The following is a 13,840-nucleotide window of genomic DNA, read 5'->3' on the forward strand; positions in this document are numbered from 1 at the left end:
TGTATATAATATTATTGTTTGATTGAGTAATTATAAAGAGTCGAGTCACTGGGCCCTGTCACTAAATATTTTACCCTCGAACTGGTCGCTAAACGTTCTTTTTGCTGAAAGAGGAAGATATAAGGTGAAACCTTCCACATTTCACGCTGTAGCGTCTGATATTCAGCAATTCGCTTATTTTGATCACGTTCATGTAAGGCTTTGTCAGTCAGTGCATTGATATCATAATTTATCCAACTACTGCGCCATGCGCGGTTTCTGTTTGAGGATGACGGACTATTACTCAGGTTATATGCAAAATCAGATGCGGAGACGTTTGGATCATTATAGGATCCTGAAGCATGCCATAAAATGGTCTGATGTTTACGATCTCGATATTCAGTGACAATTTGCCGGCGGTCGGAGGTGACCAGTTTAAGCCTCACACCTGCCAGTGCAAAGGTAGACTGAATTGATTGAGCTATATCCGGGTAAGGTGAGGTATTCTCTACATCCATTTTGAGCTCGAAGCCTTGTTTATATCCAGCCTCATCAAGCAGCTGTTTAGCTTTGGCTACGTCAAGATGGTAGGGATTGTCGGTCAGCACGCCGGGCTGTCCGATTCCATAGAAGGATTGATGCGTAATCCATTGCCCCTGAAGCAGGTTTTTCTCAATGCCCTGATAGTCTATCAGCCACTTCAGCGCTTCCCTCACTTTGTCTTTTTTCAGGGCATCAACAGTCTGATTAAGTGGTATATAAATCTGAGTAAATCTTAAGGTATCAACGGTAGTAAATGCTTTGTTCTTTAGTAGGTTATTAAGCTGATCGGGCTGTAGATTTGAAGCAATGTCAATATCACCTTTTTCGAGTAATAACGCCTGAGTGCTGCTATCAGGCACATGTCGAAAGACCACTTGGTTCAAATGTGATTTATTGCCGAAATAGGTGGGATTTTTTTCTAAAACGATCACCTGCTTAGGTATCCATTTTTTAATAATGAATGGCCCGTTGCCTGCCCAGGCGGTACGTAGCCACCCGTTACCATAATCATTATTGACCGCATGTTCTTGCACAAGTTTTGCATCAATTATTGTCCCTGGCGCAGATGCCAGAATCTGGAGTACAAGTTGAGGGGCGATGTTTTCTTTGACACGTAAAACTACGTATCCCCTTCTATAAAGACATTCTGCTGGATATTGTTTTCATCCCACCCGAAGGTCTTCAATAGAAATGAGGGTGTTTTATTTAGTAGAACAACGCGTTGTATGGAATATACAACATCATCAGGTGTAATAATTCTTCCCGACGGGAAGCGTCCATCATTTCTTATATCAAAGGTAAATGTTTTCCCGTCACCAGATACTTTCCAAGAGGATGCAACATCGCCATTGATTATTTCGGGATTTTTTGGATCGCGCCTAACCAATCTTGAATAGGAATTATTTAAAATCTCGCTCACGGTATTCTCATATGCCTCCGCGGGATCGAGTGTGATGATATCCTCAAGATTTTTAGCTATTACCAGCCTATTTTGTGGGGTCGCAGATTCAGAGTGCTGAGCAAATATTGACAACGTCATTCCACCCATTGCGACGGCGAGGGTTTTGATGCGAGCTTTTATGTTAATCATTTTCTTCCCGTTAATAGAATTAATACATGGTAAGTAGGAAGCTAGAAAATGCATGGCAAGGCGATAACTTACTTTTTTGCATAAGGTTTTTCATTAATGTTTTTTTATTATAAGTTAATCCATAAGGTAGTAAAAATTAAGGTTAACACTTAAAACTATATAGCTTCAGAGCCGAAATACATCGATCTTCGATTTTTTCATTGGTTTTTATTATCTTTATCAGCTTATTTCTTAACGGGAAAGGGGGATTGATGATGACTCAACTGCGAGGTATTCCATTCCAGATGGATAGTCGATAAATTCAATTCGAAACGGGTATTTAATTACAGTCGTTATTTAATTTTTTTGAGTTATTTGCCTTGCCGTCATGCATTTTGAATGAAAGCGATTAACAGCAGATCACCTCAATCTGGAGCGTATTATGAGTGTTTTATCAGTTTCAGAACACATGGATAATCCCACCGATCAACAACTTTTAGACTTATTCCGTCCTGTATTCAGGCTTATCGCTGAGAATGCCATACAGCGTGAAATCGATGGCAGTCGACCCCACGAAGAAATGAAGTGGCTACGAGAGTCGGGATTTACAGCTGTCCGCGTTCCTCGTGCCTTTGGTGGATTAGGTGCGAGTTTACGACAGCTCCATCTGCTGCTAATCGAGCTGGCGGCAGCCGATTCGAATCTGTCACATGCGCTTAGAGTACAGTTTCGCTTTATTGAAGGGCACCTGAAACAGCGTGATACGCCCTGGAGCATTGCATGGCTTAAAAGAATTGCGTCGGGCGTAGTTATAGCTGCAGGCAGTGCTGAACGCTTTGGTGCTCATGGTAAACCAGCCACGCGCGTATCAGAAACGGCCGGAAAATTTTATGTAAATGGGCAAAAATTTTATTCAACTGGATCTATTTACGCAGACTTTCTTTCCGTTACTGCGACTACTGATCAGGGAGAAGTCGTAACGGTATTGGTACCGGTTAGCGCTCCCGGTGTTGAAGTGATCGATGACTGGGTTGGATTTGGTCAAAAATCCAGTGGCAGCGGTACTGCAATATTTACTAATACCCCGGTTGATAAAGAAAACATTATGCCTCCCTCCCGTGGCACGGGTGGTCACTATGCACATGTGCAGTTATCGCATCTTGCAACCACTGCAGGCATTGTTCGCCGGGCAACCGACGAAATCAGCGAGTTCGTATCCACTCGTCACCGTACATACAGTCAGGCCAGCGCGGAAACACCTGCAGATGACCCCTTGGTTCAAACCGTAATTGGTCGAGCAGATGCCGCCGCATATTCTCTCAAAGCACTGGTGCTTCAGGTTGCCATGCAACTGGATGACTTGGCTGAAGCCCGCTGGAAACTTAGATGCGGTAACAGCAGCCTGACGCAACAGGCTATCGACAAACTTGAAAATGAGGCGGGCCTCGATACGTATCGCGCACAGACAGTGGTTTTTGATGTGGCACTGCGTACGACAAATGAAATTTTTGAGGTTGGAGGTGCTTCAGCCATAGACCAGAGACGTCATCTTGATCGTCATTGGCGTAATGTCCGGACGCTCGCTTCACACAACCCGCTGATTTATCGCCATCGTCAGTTGGGTGAATTTCGCCTTAAGGGGAATTCACCTTTCGACAAGAAAGGAAAAAGTCAGAATCTGGCCAGTGAAGATGCAGGTCTTGGGGTGTGAGAACACTTTTCTTGAGGAAAAACAGTAATGGATAAGCGTCAGCTCCATCTCAATCTCTTTATATTCGATGCCGGACACCATGAAGCTGCCTGGCGCATGCCGGAATCTGATCCACATGCAAATGTCAATTTCACCGCATATAAAAAATTAGCGCAACTTGCTGAAAGCGCGAAATTTGATTCTCTGTTTCTGGCAGACAGTCCGGCGATGATGGGAGAACCCGGGCGTAGGCCAACAGCGCGCCTGGATCCTACTATTCTGTTGTCAGCCATTGCCGCAAGCACGGAAAAGATTGGTCTTATTGCGACAGCTTCAACAACCTATAACGCACCATACGAACTAACCCGACGTTTAAGTTCACTTGATCATATCTCATCCGGTCGTGCGGGCTGGAATATCGTGACTACCTCCATTAAGGAGGCGGCACACAGCTTTGGCCTACCTTTCCATCCGGGTCATGCGGAACGATATCAACGCGCAGATGAGTTCTTAAGGGTGGCAACTGAACTGTGGCAATCTTGGCAGGCTGATGCGGTAGTGACTGATAAAGAGGCCGGAATCCATGCTTATGCCGACAGGATCCATTCAATTATACATCATGGTGCACACTTCAGCGTGGAAGGCCCTCTTAACATTTCGCGAAGTCCGCAAATCTATCCCGTGCTTGTACAGGCAGGGTCAAGTGAAGGGGAAAAGCATTTGCGGCCAAGTGGGCTGAAGCAGTGTTTACGGCCCAAACAACTTATGAAGAAGCACAGCATTTTTATGGCGAAATGAAATCACGAGCGGTACAACATGGTCGCCGGCCTGAGCATTTACTCATCATGCCGGGAGTCGTACCTATTATTGCAGACACGCTAACAGAGGCACGTGAGATTGAGTCAGCATTAAATGAGCTCATCATTCCCGACTATGCCCTCTATAAACTTGCAAACTTGCTGCAGGTACCTATTGATGATTTAAATCTGGATTCATTTATCCCTGTCAATCTACCTCCTGAAACCCATGTTGAAGGTGCTCGCAGCCGACGAACATTGGTGGTAGAGCTTGCCCGGCGTGAAAAACTTACAGTGCGTCAGTTAATTAGACGGTTGGGTGGTGGTCGTGGGCACTGGACACTGGTGGGGACACCGGATCAGGCAACAGATGCTCTGCAGCACTATTTCGAAAAAGGTGCTGCCGACGGTTTCAATATCATGCCAGCACTTTTGCCCTCAGGGCTGAGCACTTTTATTGAGAAAGTTGTGCCCAGATTACAGGATCGAGGCATATTTCGCCGTGAATATACGGGCTCCACTTTACGTGCACATTACGGTTTGCCACTGCCGACAGCACACAGCTAATTCAACTCATGGAGGAATGTATGTCTAAAAGGCTACGCCTTGCCGTTGAGCTACCAGGAGAAGATCTTCTTACAGCTATCAGCAGCGCTGACCATTTGATCACAAATTATATTAAACAACTCAATCCAGTCTACCTGCTACTTGGTGCGGAACGTAATACCCCATTAATGGGTGTTTCACCGAATCCAGGGATACTTGCGTGCTGGATATCCCGCAGATTAAAAAATTGCGGTTTAGTTATAGCTGCATCGCTACAGCGTGACCATCCTTATAATCTCGCACGTCGCGTAGCATCGTTTGATCACATCAGTAAAGGCAGAACCGGCATCCTACTGATGGCTGAGGATCATGGTCAATCATTGGGGCTTGTTAAGCGCTCGTCCTGGATAGAGGAGCCGCTCAGCGCTCTGGCAGTTGCTGATGGCATGATAGCTATGCGCAAGCTATGGCGCACTTGGCCACGTGAAACTCTACACGCAAATCCGGAAATATCTTCGGCTGCTAAGGTAAGATATGCCGTTCATCAGGGTGTATTTTCAACGAGCGGGCCGCTGAATAGCCCAACAACGCTGCAGGGGAACCTCTGTTGTTTTGGTATGTAAACCCATATCCCTGGCATGATGATGACCGTCATTGTTTGTCCTATGCGGATGCAGCGATAGTTAATTACGCAGACTTTAAACAATTCATCAGCTGGTCTTCCTCTGAAACCAAAAATGCCAATGATCGCCATGAATCAGTTCAAATTCATGTGCGCCTAAAATTACAGGATTTGAAACAGGATGTTATTAACGATCTCGAACAACATGCTGAAGTCACCGCTCTGATATTAGTTTGTGACAAGCTATCTCTACCTGATTTGGTAGAAAGAGTGCTGACAATATCCCGCCTCAGCGCATTGACGAACTTACATGAGCCTTTTGAAACCTTGCGCTCGTTACTGAAAATTCCCCTCGCACTGAACCCGATTTGTCTGCTAATCCAACAGCTTTTAGTCCCACACCAGCGGAGCCAGCATGAAAAATAACGCTGCACGTAAAATGATAGTGAACGTGAACGTACTGGATTTCGGCCATTCTGGTTCTGCACGAGCCTATTCTGGCCTTCCTGCTGATACAGTCATGTCCGCAGATTTTTATGCGGAACTGGGTAGAATTGCAGAGCAGGGAACGCTGGATGCCTTCTTCCTTGCAGACCACCCTTCTCTTACGAACGACCCACGAAGCAGCAGGGGTGCCAGAGCACTTGAACCAACTGCAATACTGACAATAGTAGCTGAGACCACAACTCATTTAGGGCTTGTGGGTACGCTATCTACCACATACAACGATCCTGTTGAACTGGCAGATCGCTTTCTGACACTGGATCATTTGAGTGGTGGCCGTGCAGCATGGAACGCTGTCACGACTTATAGTGCGGCAACAGGGCCAAACTTTGGACTTATAAATAATCCCGACCGTGAGACACGTTATCGCCGGGCAGAAACCTTTGTTGACGTAGTGGCTCAACTCTGGCGCGGTGCTTATACCGGAAAGGATGTACATATCGATAATACAGACTTTAAATTAAGCGGCCGGCTGTCGCTGCCGGGCTCTCCCCAAGGATTTCCTTTATTCATTCAGGCGGGGGATCTGACCAAGGTCGGGCGTTGGCAGCCAGAACAGCAAATGCTGTTTTTTCCGCTGAAATGGTTTTATCTGCAGCGCGGGAACATTATAATTACATAAAAAAACTGCAGTAGCTAATGGTCGGAAGCATGAAGATATAGCCATATTACCTGGACTGGTAACTGTCATTGGCAGCACTCATGCAGAGGCTGAAGAGCGTGAAATCGCCCAGAAATCAAAAGAGCCTGGTGATTATGAAATACGCCGACTCAGTGAAAAGCTCGGATTTGACCTTTCAGAGCTTAAGCCAGATGACCCATTGCCTAAAGAGGCAATAGCGGATTTTCCAGATCCACAGCTATTTAAAGGTTCAATGGGTTTCCGTGAGGCCTCAGTTAAATTGCTTCGTGAGCGTCAATATACCGTACGTGAAGCGGTATCCGCATTAGCTGGAAGTGGTCATAAGCGAATAGTAGGAACACCAGAAGACATAGCAAATTTCATGCAACAATGGTTTGAAGCCGGAGGAGCTGATGGTTTTAATTTAATGCCAGACGTTCTTCCAGATGGGTTAGAAGCTTTTGTTAATGAAGTTGTACCAATACTGCGCAAAAAAGGCATCTTTCGTCATGAATATGAGGAAATAACCCTTAGAGAACGATGGAAAATGCCTGCTTACTAAAAAATGAATTAGAATGTTTTATATTTTAGCGCCCTGGAAAACCAGGGCATAACGTTATCTAGTCAAGATGCAATAATAAGAGAGCCTATCTATGATTTTCCTCTGGACTTAAAACCCAACCCAAGAAATTCTTAAATGGTAAAATCCCTATCTAAAAATAATAACAAATTAGCCAAACCAACATTATCAAATGATCCGCCCCTTTCTTCGAGAACATAAATGGTTGAAGAGGTCAGTGAAAATTGAGTAACGCTTCAGTAATCCTGCATCTATAGTTATAAACAGTTCAGAGCGTAAACACTCTACGGTCAAGCCATATTTATGCACCTTAAATGTTGTGTTATAAAACAACCTAATAGATTCATGCAGCATTTGAGATTAACCTAAAATCTCATCGGGGTTGTCCGGCATCAGTGTTCCCTTGTTGAATAACAGCCCATATACTCCTTTATAGAAAGTATCAGAACTATACCCGCGTCTATTAACCCAACGGCAGAGTTCATATGGTTCATCATATTTCGGTAAAAAGAATTCTATAGGGAAGACAAATCATTACCTATCCGGACCACCTGATTAGTTTATCAGTAGCCTTAAGCTAGCATAGTGATGCAGAATCGTGATCCTTAATGGCCTAGGCAACGTATACATAAATAATGCATTAATATGCCCACCATGCTTATCTATTAAGCTGGTTTATTTTTGGCCTTTCGCGCTATCACAAGACCGCTCTATTAAGATAGTAGTTTTACCTTGAGTTATTATTTCACCCAAAAGGAGTTGCCATGAATAGATTCTTTCAAAAAAACGGTTCATATTGCAAAAAGCAATATGAACCTTGACCTGATATTTACAATTTAACGGTTTTCTTTATGCACTACGTTTGCGACTGCATAGCGCTCTGTAAGGGGGCCTTTTACTTGTCTACCCCCAATTCAGACTGAAGTTTTTCCATATCCAGTGAGCCATTCCAGCGAGATATGGCGATAGTGGCAACACCATTACCTATAACATTTATCAGCGCTCCACCCTCCGAAATGAATCGGTACACTCCCAGTACAAGTACAAGGCCTGCGGCAGGAACACTGTTCATTGAACCTAGCGTCGCGGCAAGTGTAATAAATGCTCCTCCACTCACGCTTGCAGCCCCTTCGATGTGAGCAGCAGTATGATCAGCATTGATATCTGGTGTTCAATTGTGAGATTTATGTCCAATGCTTGCGCTATGAACACTGCGAGCACAGTCATGTTGATGCAACTACCATCAAGGTTAAAGCAATAACCAGAGGGCACAACGAGCCCAACTACTGGTTTATCACACCCTAACTTCTCAAGTTTAGTAATCAGTCTCGGCAATGCCGATTCAGATGAAGACGTTCCAAGAACGAGAGCCAGTTCTTCACGAATATAGCGGAGAAACCGCCACAGGCTAAATCCGAATAGTTTTGCCACAATATTTAATACAACAAAGACAAAGAAAAAACCGGTCAGGTAATAGCAGATAAGTAATGAACCATAAGATGACAGAGAACCTATACCATATTTGCCGATGGTAAAAGCCATTGCCCCCATTGCACCTAAAGGAGCCAGATACATTACAATTTTTAGCATGCGGAAGAATGTTTTAGAAATGAGATCAATGGTATTTAGCAATGGCTTACCAAGATCACCAAGCAGTTGAAGGCCGAATGCAAACAATATCGAAATAAACAAAACCTGCAGTATATTTCCTTCTGCAAATGCCCCAAATACCGTGTCGGGAATGATATGGGTCAGAAAGCCAGTAACTGTTTGCTCATGCGCGGCCTTGGTATATCCTGCAATCGCGCTTCCATCAAGTGATGCAGGATCGATATGCATCCCTTCCCTGGTTTTAAGAGGTTCACACCTATTAGTCCGATGACCAGTGCCAGTGTGGTTAGCACCTCAAAGTAAACCAGGGAGCGCCACCCTACCCGGCCTACACTTTTAAGGCTTTTCATGCTGGCAATACCGCTGACAATCGTACAGAAAATAATGGGTGCAATCAGCAGGCGAATAAGCTTAATAAACGTATCGCCAAGAGGTTTAAGATCCACACCAGCACTTGGATAATAATGGCCAATACCTATCCCTATGATAATGGCAATGATTACCTGAATATATAAATGCTTATACCATTTATTTTTATTGATATTCGAGGCAGCGATGTTCTGAGACATAATAAATCCTCGGGTGGTGAGTGCTATTTGTAGGGTAACTTCGAGCATGTCATTGCACGCCCTGATATTTAAATAACGCTATTTTTTACAGACCCGCCGAAATATCCGGCAAGATTGTAGTTAATACCTTTAACTAAGTTATTCACACTGCTTTCACTGGCCCATGCTATATGAGGAGTGATAATCAGATTAGGGTGTTTGAGTTTTAACAACCTGTTGCTTTCAGAAGGTGGTTCGTGGCTAAGCACGTCTAACGCAGCGCCCCCAAGTCTTCCCGACTCAAGCGCAACGATCAGATCATCTTCATTGATAAGCGGGCCACGGGCAGTGTTGATGATCATTGCTCCAGGCTTCATTTCTGAAAATACTCTGCGATTGATGACCTGACGGGTTTCCGGGGTAAGCGGACAGTGCAGCGTGAGAATATCACTGCTGCGTATTACCTCATCGAAGGCGGTATAACCTTCCCGTCTATTGCTTTGTCCAGGCCTTTCTGCAAACAACACATGCATGCCGATGCCTTTGGCAAGTCGCGCAACGGTACTTCCTATTTCGCCGCGGCCAATGATCCCGAGCGTTGCGCTTTGAATATCTTGAATTGGTGTTTTATGCAGGCAGAAATGTTCTGACTCGCTCCACTCAGTGCGTGAAGCCAAGGTGTGCTCATTCAGGCAGCGCCTCAATGCAAATACTGAAGCAATGACACCTTCTGAAACACTGCGTGTTGAGTATCCAGGAACGTTGCTTACAGCGATTCCTTTCTCACGACAATAGTCAATGTCAATACAGTCATAGCCTGTGGCCGCCACGCAGATAAACCGCAATGACGGCAGCTTTTCTAAGACTGCGCGGCGCAATGGCACTTTGTTTGTAATCACAACTTCTGCGTTATCTAGTACACTAAGAAGTTCCTCTTCTTTGGTACTGGCTCGGTAAAGCCATGTATCGCAGTACTCTGGTTTTTGTAAATCAACTGGGAGAGTACCTGCGTCCAGGGTAACTATTTTCATTCAGCCACCTGTTTTATGGGAAGATTGGTAATGAGAAATCTCGATAAGATTCAGATCAGGATCGCGAAGATAAAATGAAGTAATGGGCCCACGCGCACCAGTTCGTGTAACTGGCCCTTCCAGGATCTCTACCTGGCTTGTCTCAAAATGCTGTTTTATCTGCTCTGTTGACCAGCAGCTAATCAGACAAATATCCAGCGAACCCGGAACTGGCAGATGTGCTTTAGGTTCGATTTCTTTTCCGTACTCATGGACATTAATTTTTTGCTGGCCAAATAAAAATGCAACGCGCTTTTCACCAAACATAATCAGTTCCATATTTAGTACACGGGTATAAAAATCCATGCAGGCCTTCAGGTCACGTGTCGTCAGAACCAGATGATCAAGATGCTTAATCATGCTTTCACTCCTACTTTGATGCAGCCGCTAAAACTCTGTTCAAGTGATCTGGGCATTGCATGCAATTCATCACGCCGACCAGCTCGCACGAGACTTCCGTGCACGTTATGACCAATCAAGGGTTCCAGGCTGCGTGAGATGTCCGTCAGTTCCGCGATATTAACTTTAGTTTCATAACCCATCAGCGAAAGCATATGCACCATGTCTTCAGTGCAGACATTACCGCTGGCTCCCGGCGCGTAAGGGCATCCGCCTAGACCACCAGCAGATGCATCAAAGCGAGCGATACCTTCTGACAGAGCTGCAATGGTGTTAGCGAGAGCGAGCCCACGCGTATCATGAAAATGGAGCGTAATTTCCAGTTCAGGGAAAAACTTTTTCACGTTGCGGCAGAGGTTTGCGACCTGCGTCGGATATGCCATACCTGTGGTATCGCAAAGCGTTACCCCCTGACCCCCAGCCCTGCAAATCGGTCCACAAAGCCCAACACATCCTTTTCCGGCACGTCTCCTTCGAAGGGACAGCCAAACGCAGCGGAAAGCGACACATTGACTGCAACGGGTGAACCTGAAATCTCTGATATAACTTGTTTCAGCTGGTTGAAAGAGGCTTCTCGTCCCATACGCAGATTGGTGTTGTTATGACTTTCACTGCAAGACATCACCAGATTTGCTTCATTTATGTTGCACGCCATTGCGCGTTCGGCACCACGCAGATTAGGCACCAGCACGCTGTATTCCACACCAGCGACTCGCTTAATCCCTTTCATCACCGCCTCTGCATCACGTAGAGCGGGTATAGCTTTCGGTGATGTGAAAGAGGTCACTTCAACCTTCGCGAAACCGCAGAGACTTAAACGATCAATCAGTGCAATTTTGTCTGGCGTTTCTACAAACACAGTTTCATTTTGCAGACCATCACGCGGACACACTTCCTGCATAAAGATGCGTTTTCCTTGACCCGGTTGAATTAAACTCATACGGTCCCCTTTTGCTTCAGGCGCTCAAGATCCTCTTCACTCATGCCCAATTCCATGAGGACCTCCTCAGTGTGTTCTCCCAACTCAGGAGCACGGCTTCGCAGCGTTCCAGGCGACGCCAGCAACTTTGGTACTATTCCGGGTAGTAAGATGGATGTGCCATCAGGCAATTGCTCTTTAAGCAGCATGTCCCTGGCCTGGTAATGTGGATCGTTAGCAATGTCAGCGGCATCGTAGATCTTCCCGGCAGGGATCCCCCTTCGTGAAGCGAGGCAAGTACTTCGGTGAGGCTGTATTGCGAGGTCCAGTCGCTGATTGCGTCATCAAGCATATCAACTTGTCTGACGCGCCCGTCGTTGTGGGCCAGCGCAGGATCAGTAGCAAGGTCGGGCCGATTGATGATATCCATCAGGCGCTGAAAAATTGAATCACCGTTGCCGGCAATCAGAGCATATTTACCATCTTTACAACGGTATGCATTTGTAGGAGCAATACCGGGCAGACTACTGCCTGCGGGTTGACGTATGTGGTCGAATACAGAATATTCAGGGATCAGACTTTCCATCATATTGAATACCGATTCGTAAAGGGCAACATCAATTTGTTGTCCTTCCCCGGTGGCGTCACGATGCCTTAACGCCAGGAGTACGCCAATAACACCATGTAAGGCAGATAGGGAATCGCCAATGGATACCCCAACTCTTACTGGTGTCCTGCCAGGTTCACCTGAGAGATGACGTAGGCCCCCCATCGCTTCGCCGATAACCCCAAAACCGGGGCGATCACGATAAGGCCCGGTCTGCCCGTATCCTGATACACTCAGAACAACCAGGCGCGGATTGAGTTCATGCAGCTTTTCCCAGCTAAGTCCCCATTTTTCAAGCGTGCCAGGGCGGAAGTTCTCAATCAAAACATCTGCGTCTTTCAGCAGAGTACGCGCGATCTTCTGCCCCTCCTCCTGCCTCAGATCTAATGTGAGCGAACGTTTGTTTCGCGACTGGGCAGCCCACCACACGGATGTTCCGTCATGCAGCATTCGCCATTTGCGTAAAGGATCGCCTTTGCCGGGCGGTTCTATTTTAATTACATCTGCTCCGAATTCAGCGAGCATGCGACCAGCCATCGGCCCAGCAATGAGCTGACCCATTTCAATGACACGTAAATCTTCAAGTGGTGATGCCATACTTCCTCCGTTCACCGTTCTGTCACAGAGAAAGCATTGCGCTACGAAAGGATATTGAGAATTTATATTTTTTCAGCAACCCTTTCTTTTTGGAAAGGGTTTAATTAAAATATGGAAAAAAAACTTCCAAATTAATGATATTAGTCATAAATTTTTAATTAAAGTTAATTGAGGTATGAAGAAAAAGAAATGGTTGTGCGTTTATCTTATGTTGCAATCTGGGACAGACATCAAAAATTGCAGTAGCTTTTCCGCCTCCGGCTGCAGCGGTTTTTTAGCATTGACTCCTAATCTAAGGGTTCGCTTTCCCCAGTCATCCAGTATGTCTACTGCTTTTAAAGACGTCCCCAGAAGAGCGGGTGTGATTGCACCAATCGGCAAAATTCCAATCCCGAGCCCCGCCTGTATCATTCGACATACGGCATCAAAGCTTGTCACCTGAATGTTAACTTTTAAAATGTGCCCTGCGGCAAGAGCCGCATCCGTTATCCGACGAAGTAAGGAGCTACCCTGATTTAGCGCGACGTAATCCCATGACAACGTATCCGTGAATGTTATCTCGTGATGCTTAGCCAGAGGGTGTCCAATGGGCACGAGTAAAACAAGCCTGTCCTGCCGCCAGGGATAGGTTTTTAACGAAGTTGCATCTACATTATCTGCAAAAATTCCAATATCAACGCGGCCAGAATCGACTGACTCGATGACCTCTTCACTCAAGGCTTCTTCAAGGTGTATACGTATCCCCGGGCTATGCTGAAAGAAAGCAGCAAGATCTTCAGGTAAAAACTGAATTACCGCTGAAACATTTGCGGCGATCCGAACATGTCCTATTGCACCCTGAGCATAATCTTTCAGCTCACTCGCCATTGAATTCACACTCTCGAGAAGGGAGCGAGCGTGTCGAAGTAGACCCTGCCCGGCCGCCGTCAGCTCCATTCCTCTTGCGTGGCGAATGAATAGCTGGCAGTTCAGATTGCGCTCCAGTTCAGCGATTCGCTTACTCGCCGCTGAAAGTGTGATACTGGAACTGGCTGCGGCTTTAGTCAGACTTCCTGAGTCAGCAGCAATAATAAATATACGCAATGTATTCAGATCAAAATGACTGGTACTCAATTGGCTAACCTCTGAGGCAAAAAC

12 protein-coding genes and 3 pseudogenes are annotated in these 13,840 nt (G+C 45.8%); 7 read left to right on the top strand and 8 right to left on the bottom strand.

The genetic code is table 11. The features are described 5' to 3' along the window. Positions 1 to 11: 11 nt before the first annotated feature. Both KQP84_RS03020 and KQP84_RS03025 read right to left on the bottom strand, forming a co-directional pair. Positions 12 to 1,121 carry an ABC transporter substrate-binding protein gene (locus KQP84_RS03020; protein ID WP_215845207.1) on the bottom strand — a complete coding sequence of 370 codons (1,110 nt, stop codon included), beginning with the start codon at positions 1,119 to 1,121 and terminating at the stop codon, positions 12 to 14. A 20-nt stretch (positions 1,122 to 1,141) separates the two neighbouring features. Beyond that, positions 1,142 to 1,612 carry an ABC transporter substrate-binding protein gene (locus tag KQP84_RS03025; RefSeq protein ID WP_215845164.1) on the bottom strand — a complete coding sequence of 157 codons (471 nt, stop codon included), beginning with the start codon at positions 1,610 to 1,612 and terminating at the stop codon, positions 1,142 to 1,144. Between the two features lie 421 nt (positions 1,613 to 2,033). Here KQP84_RS03025 and KQP84_RS03030 point away from each other — a divergent pair, with 421 nt between their 5' ends. The 7 genes from KQP84_RS03030 to KQP84_RS03060 all read left to right on the top strand — a co-directional run bounded on the left by KQP84_RS03030 (position 2,034) and on the right by KQP84_RS03060 (position 6,934). Next, a complete protein-coding gene (locus tag KQP84_RS03030; protein WP_215845165.1) occupies positions 2,034 to 3,302 on the top strand; it encodes an acyl-CoA dehydrogenase family protein in 1,269 nt (422 codons plus the stop codon). A 27-nt stretch (positions 3,303 to 3,329) separates the two neighbouring features. Further along, entirely contained in the window at positions 3,330 to 4,079 is a 750-nt protein-coding gene (locus KQP84_RS03035) for an NtaA/DmoA family FMN-dependent monooxygenase (protein WP_215845166.1), read from the top strand. Further along, positions 4,025 to 4,645 carry an LLM class oxidoreductase gene (locus KQP84_RS03040; RefSeq protein WP_215845167.1) on the top strand — a complete coding sequence of 207 codons (621 nt, stop codon included), beginning with the start codon at positions 4,025 to 4,027 and terminating at the stop codon, positions 4,643 to 4,645. Before KQP84_RS03035 ends, KQP84_RS03040 begins: the two co-directional genes overlap by 55 nt. 20 nt (positions 4,646 to 4,665) lie before the next feature. Next, entirely contained in the window at positions 4,666 to 5,247 is a 582-nt protein-coding gene (locus KQP84_RS03045; protein ID WP_215845168.1) for an LLM class oxidoreductase, read from the top strand. Further along, complete coding sequence (locus KQP84_RS03050) at positions 5,232 to 5,672, top strand: hypothetical protein (RefSeq protein WP_215845169.1); 441 nt, start codon at positions 5,232 to 5,234, stop codon at positions 5,670 to 5,672. Before KQP84_RS03045 ends, KQP84_RS03050 begins: the two co-directional genes overlap by 16 nt. After that, positions 5,662 to 6,372, top strand: a complete 711-nt coding sequence (locus KQP84_RS03055) for an LLM class flavin-dependent oxidoreductase (protein WP_215845170.1) — start codon at positions 5,662 to 5,664, stop codon at positions 6,370 to 6,372. Before KQP84_RS03050 ends, KQP84_RS03055 begins: the two co-directional genes overlap by 11 nt. A gap of 199 nt (positions 6,373 to 6,571) precedes the next feature. After that, positions 6,572 to 6,934 carry an LLM class oxidoreductase gene (locus KQP84_RS03060; protein WP_215845171.1) on the top strand — a complete coding sequence of 121 codons (363 nt, stop codon included), beginning with the start codon at positions 6,572 to 6,574 and terminating at the stop codon, positions 6,932 to 6,934. A gap of 913 nt (positions 6,935 to 7,847) precedes the next feature. Here KQP84_RS03060 and dctA read toward each other — a convergent pair. The 6 genes and pseudogenes from dctA to KQP84_RS03095 all read right to left on the bottom strand — a co-directional run bounded on the left by dctA (position 7,848) and on the right by KQP84_RS03095 (position 13,816). After that, positions 7,848 to 9,132, bottom strand: a pseudogene (gene dctA, locus KQP84_RS03065) (C4-dicarboxylate transporter DctA). A gap of 68 nt (positions 9,133 to 9,200) precedes the next feature. Next, positions 9,201 to 10,142: a D-2-hydroxyacid dehydrogenase gene (locus tag KQP84_RS03070; RefSeq protein ID WP_215845172.1), complete on the bottom strand. Its 942-nt coding sequence runs from the start codon at positions 10,140 to 10,142 to the stop codon at positions 9,201 to 9,203. Continuing rightward, positions 10,143 to 10,541 carry a VOC family protein gene (locus tag KQP84_RS03075; protein WP_215845173.1) on the bottom strand — a complete coding sequence of 133 codons (399 nt, stop codon included), beginning with the start codon at positions 10,539 to 10,541 and terminating at the stop codon, positions 10,143 to 10,145. It lies immediately after the preceding gene. Next, positions 10,538 to 11,520: pseudogene (locus tag KQP84_RS26115) on the bottom strand (hydroxymethylglutaryl-CoA lyase). The gene KQP84_RS03075 and the pseudogene KQP84_RS26115 overlap by 4 nt, the downstream one beginning before the upstream one ends. Beyond that, a pseudogene (locus KQP84_RS03090) lies at positions 11,517 to 12,703 on the bottom strand (CaiB/BaiF CoA transferase family protein). Before KQP84_RS03090 ends, KQP84_RS26115 begins: the two co-directional pseudogenes overlap by 4 nt. 201 nt (positions 12,704 to 12,904) lie before the next feature. Next, positions 12,905 to 13,816: a LysR family transcriptional regulator gene (locus tag KQP84_RS03095; RefSeq protein ID WP_215845177.1), complete on the bottom strand. Its 912-nt coding sequence runs from the start codon at positions 13,814 to 13,816 to the stop codon at positions 12,905 to 12,907. Positions 13,817 to 13,840 lie beyond the last annotated feature (24 nt).

The sequence above is a fragment of the Candidatus Pantoea bituminis genome, from assembly GCF_018842675.1.
Classification (GTDB): Bacteria; Pseudomonadota; Gammaproteobacteria; order Enterobacterales; family Enterobacteriaceae; genus Pantoea; species Pantoea phytostimulans.

Coding starts and splice junctions, on each gene's coding strand:
- KQP84_RS03025 (WP_215845164.1), bottom strand. CDS start 1,612: ATGATTAACATAAAAGCTCGCATCAAAACCCTCGCCGTCGCAATGGGT.
- KQP84_RS03030 (WP_215845165.1), top strand. CDS start 2,034: ATGAGTGTTTTATCAGTTTCAGAACACATGGATAATCCCACCGATCAA.
- KQP84_RS03035 (WP_215845166.1), top strand. CDS start 3,330: ATGGATAAGCGTCAGCTCCATCTCAATCTCTTTATATTCGATGCCGGA.
- KQP84_RS03045 (WP_215845168.1), top strand. CDS start 4,666: ATGTCTAAAAGGCTACGCCTTGCCGTTGAGCTACCAGGAGAAGATCTT.
- KQP84_RS03055 (WP_215845170.1), top strand. CDS start 5,662: ATGAAAAATAACGCTGCACGTAAAATGATAGTGAACGTGAACGTACTG.
- KQP84_RS03070 (WP_215845172.1), bottom strand. CDS start 10,142: ATGAAAATAGTTACCCTGGACGCAGGTACTCTCCCAGTTGATTTACAA.
- KQP84_RS03075 (WP_215845173.1), bottom strand. CDS start 10,541: ATGATTAAGCATCTTGATCATCTGGTTCTGACGACACGTGACCTGAAG.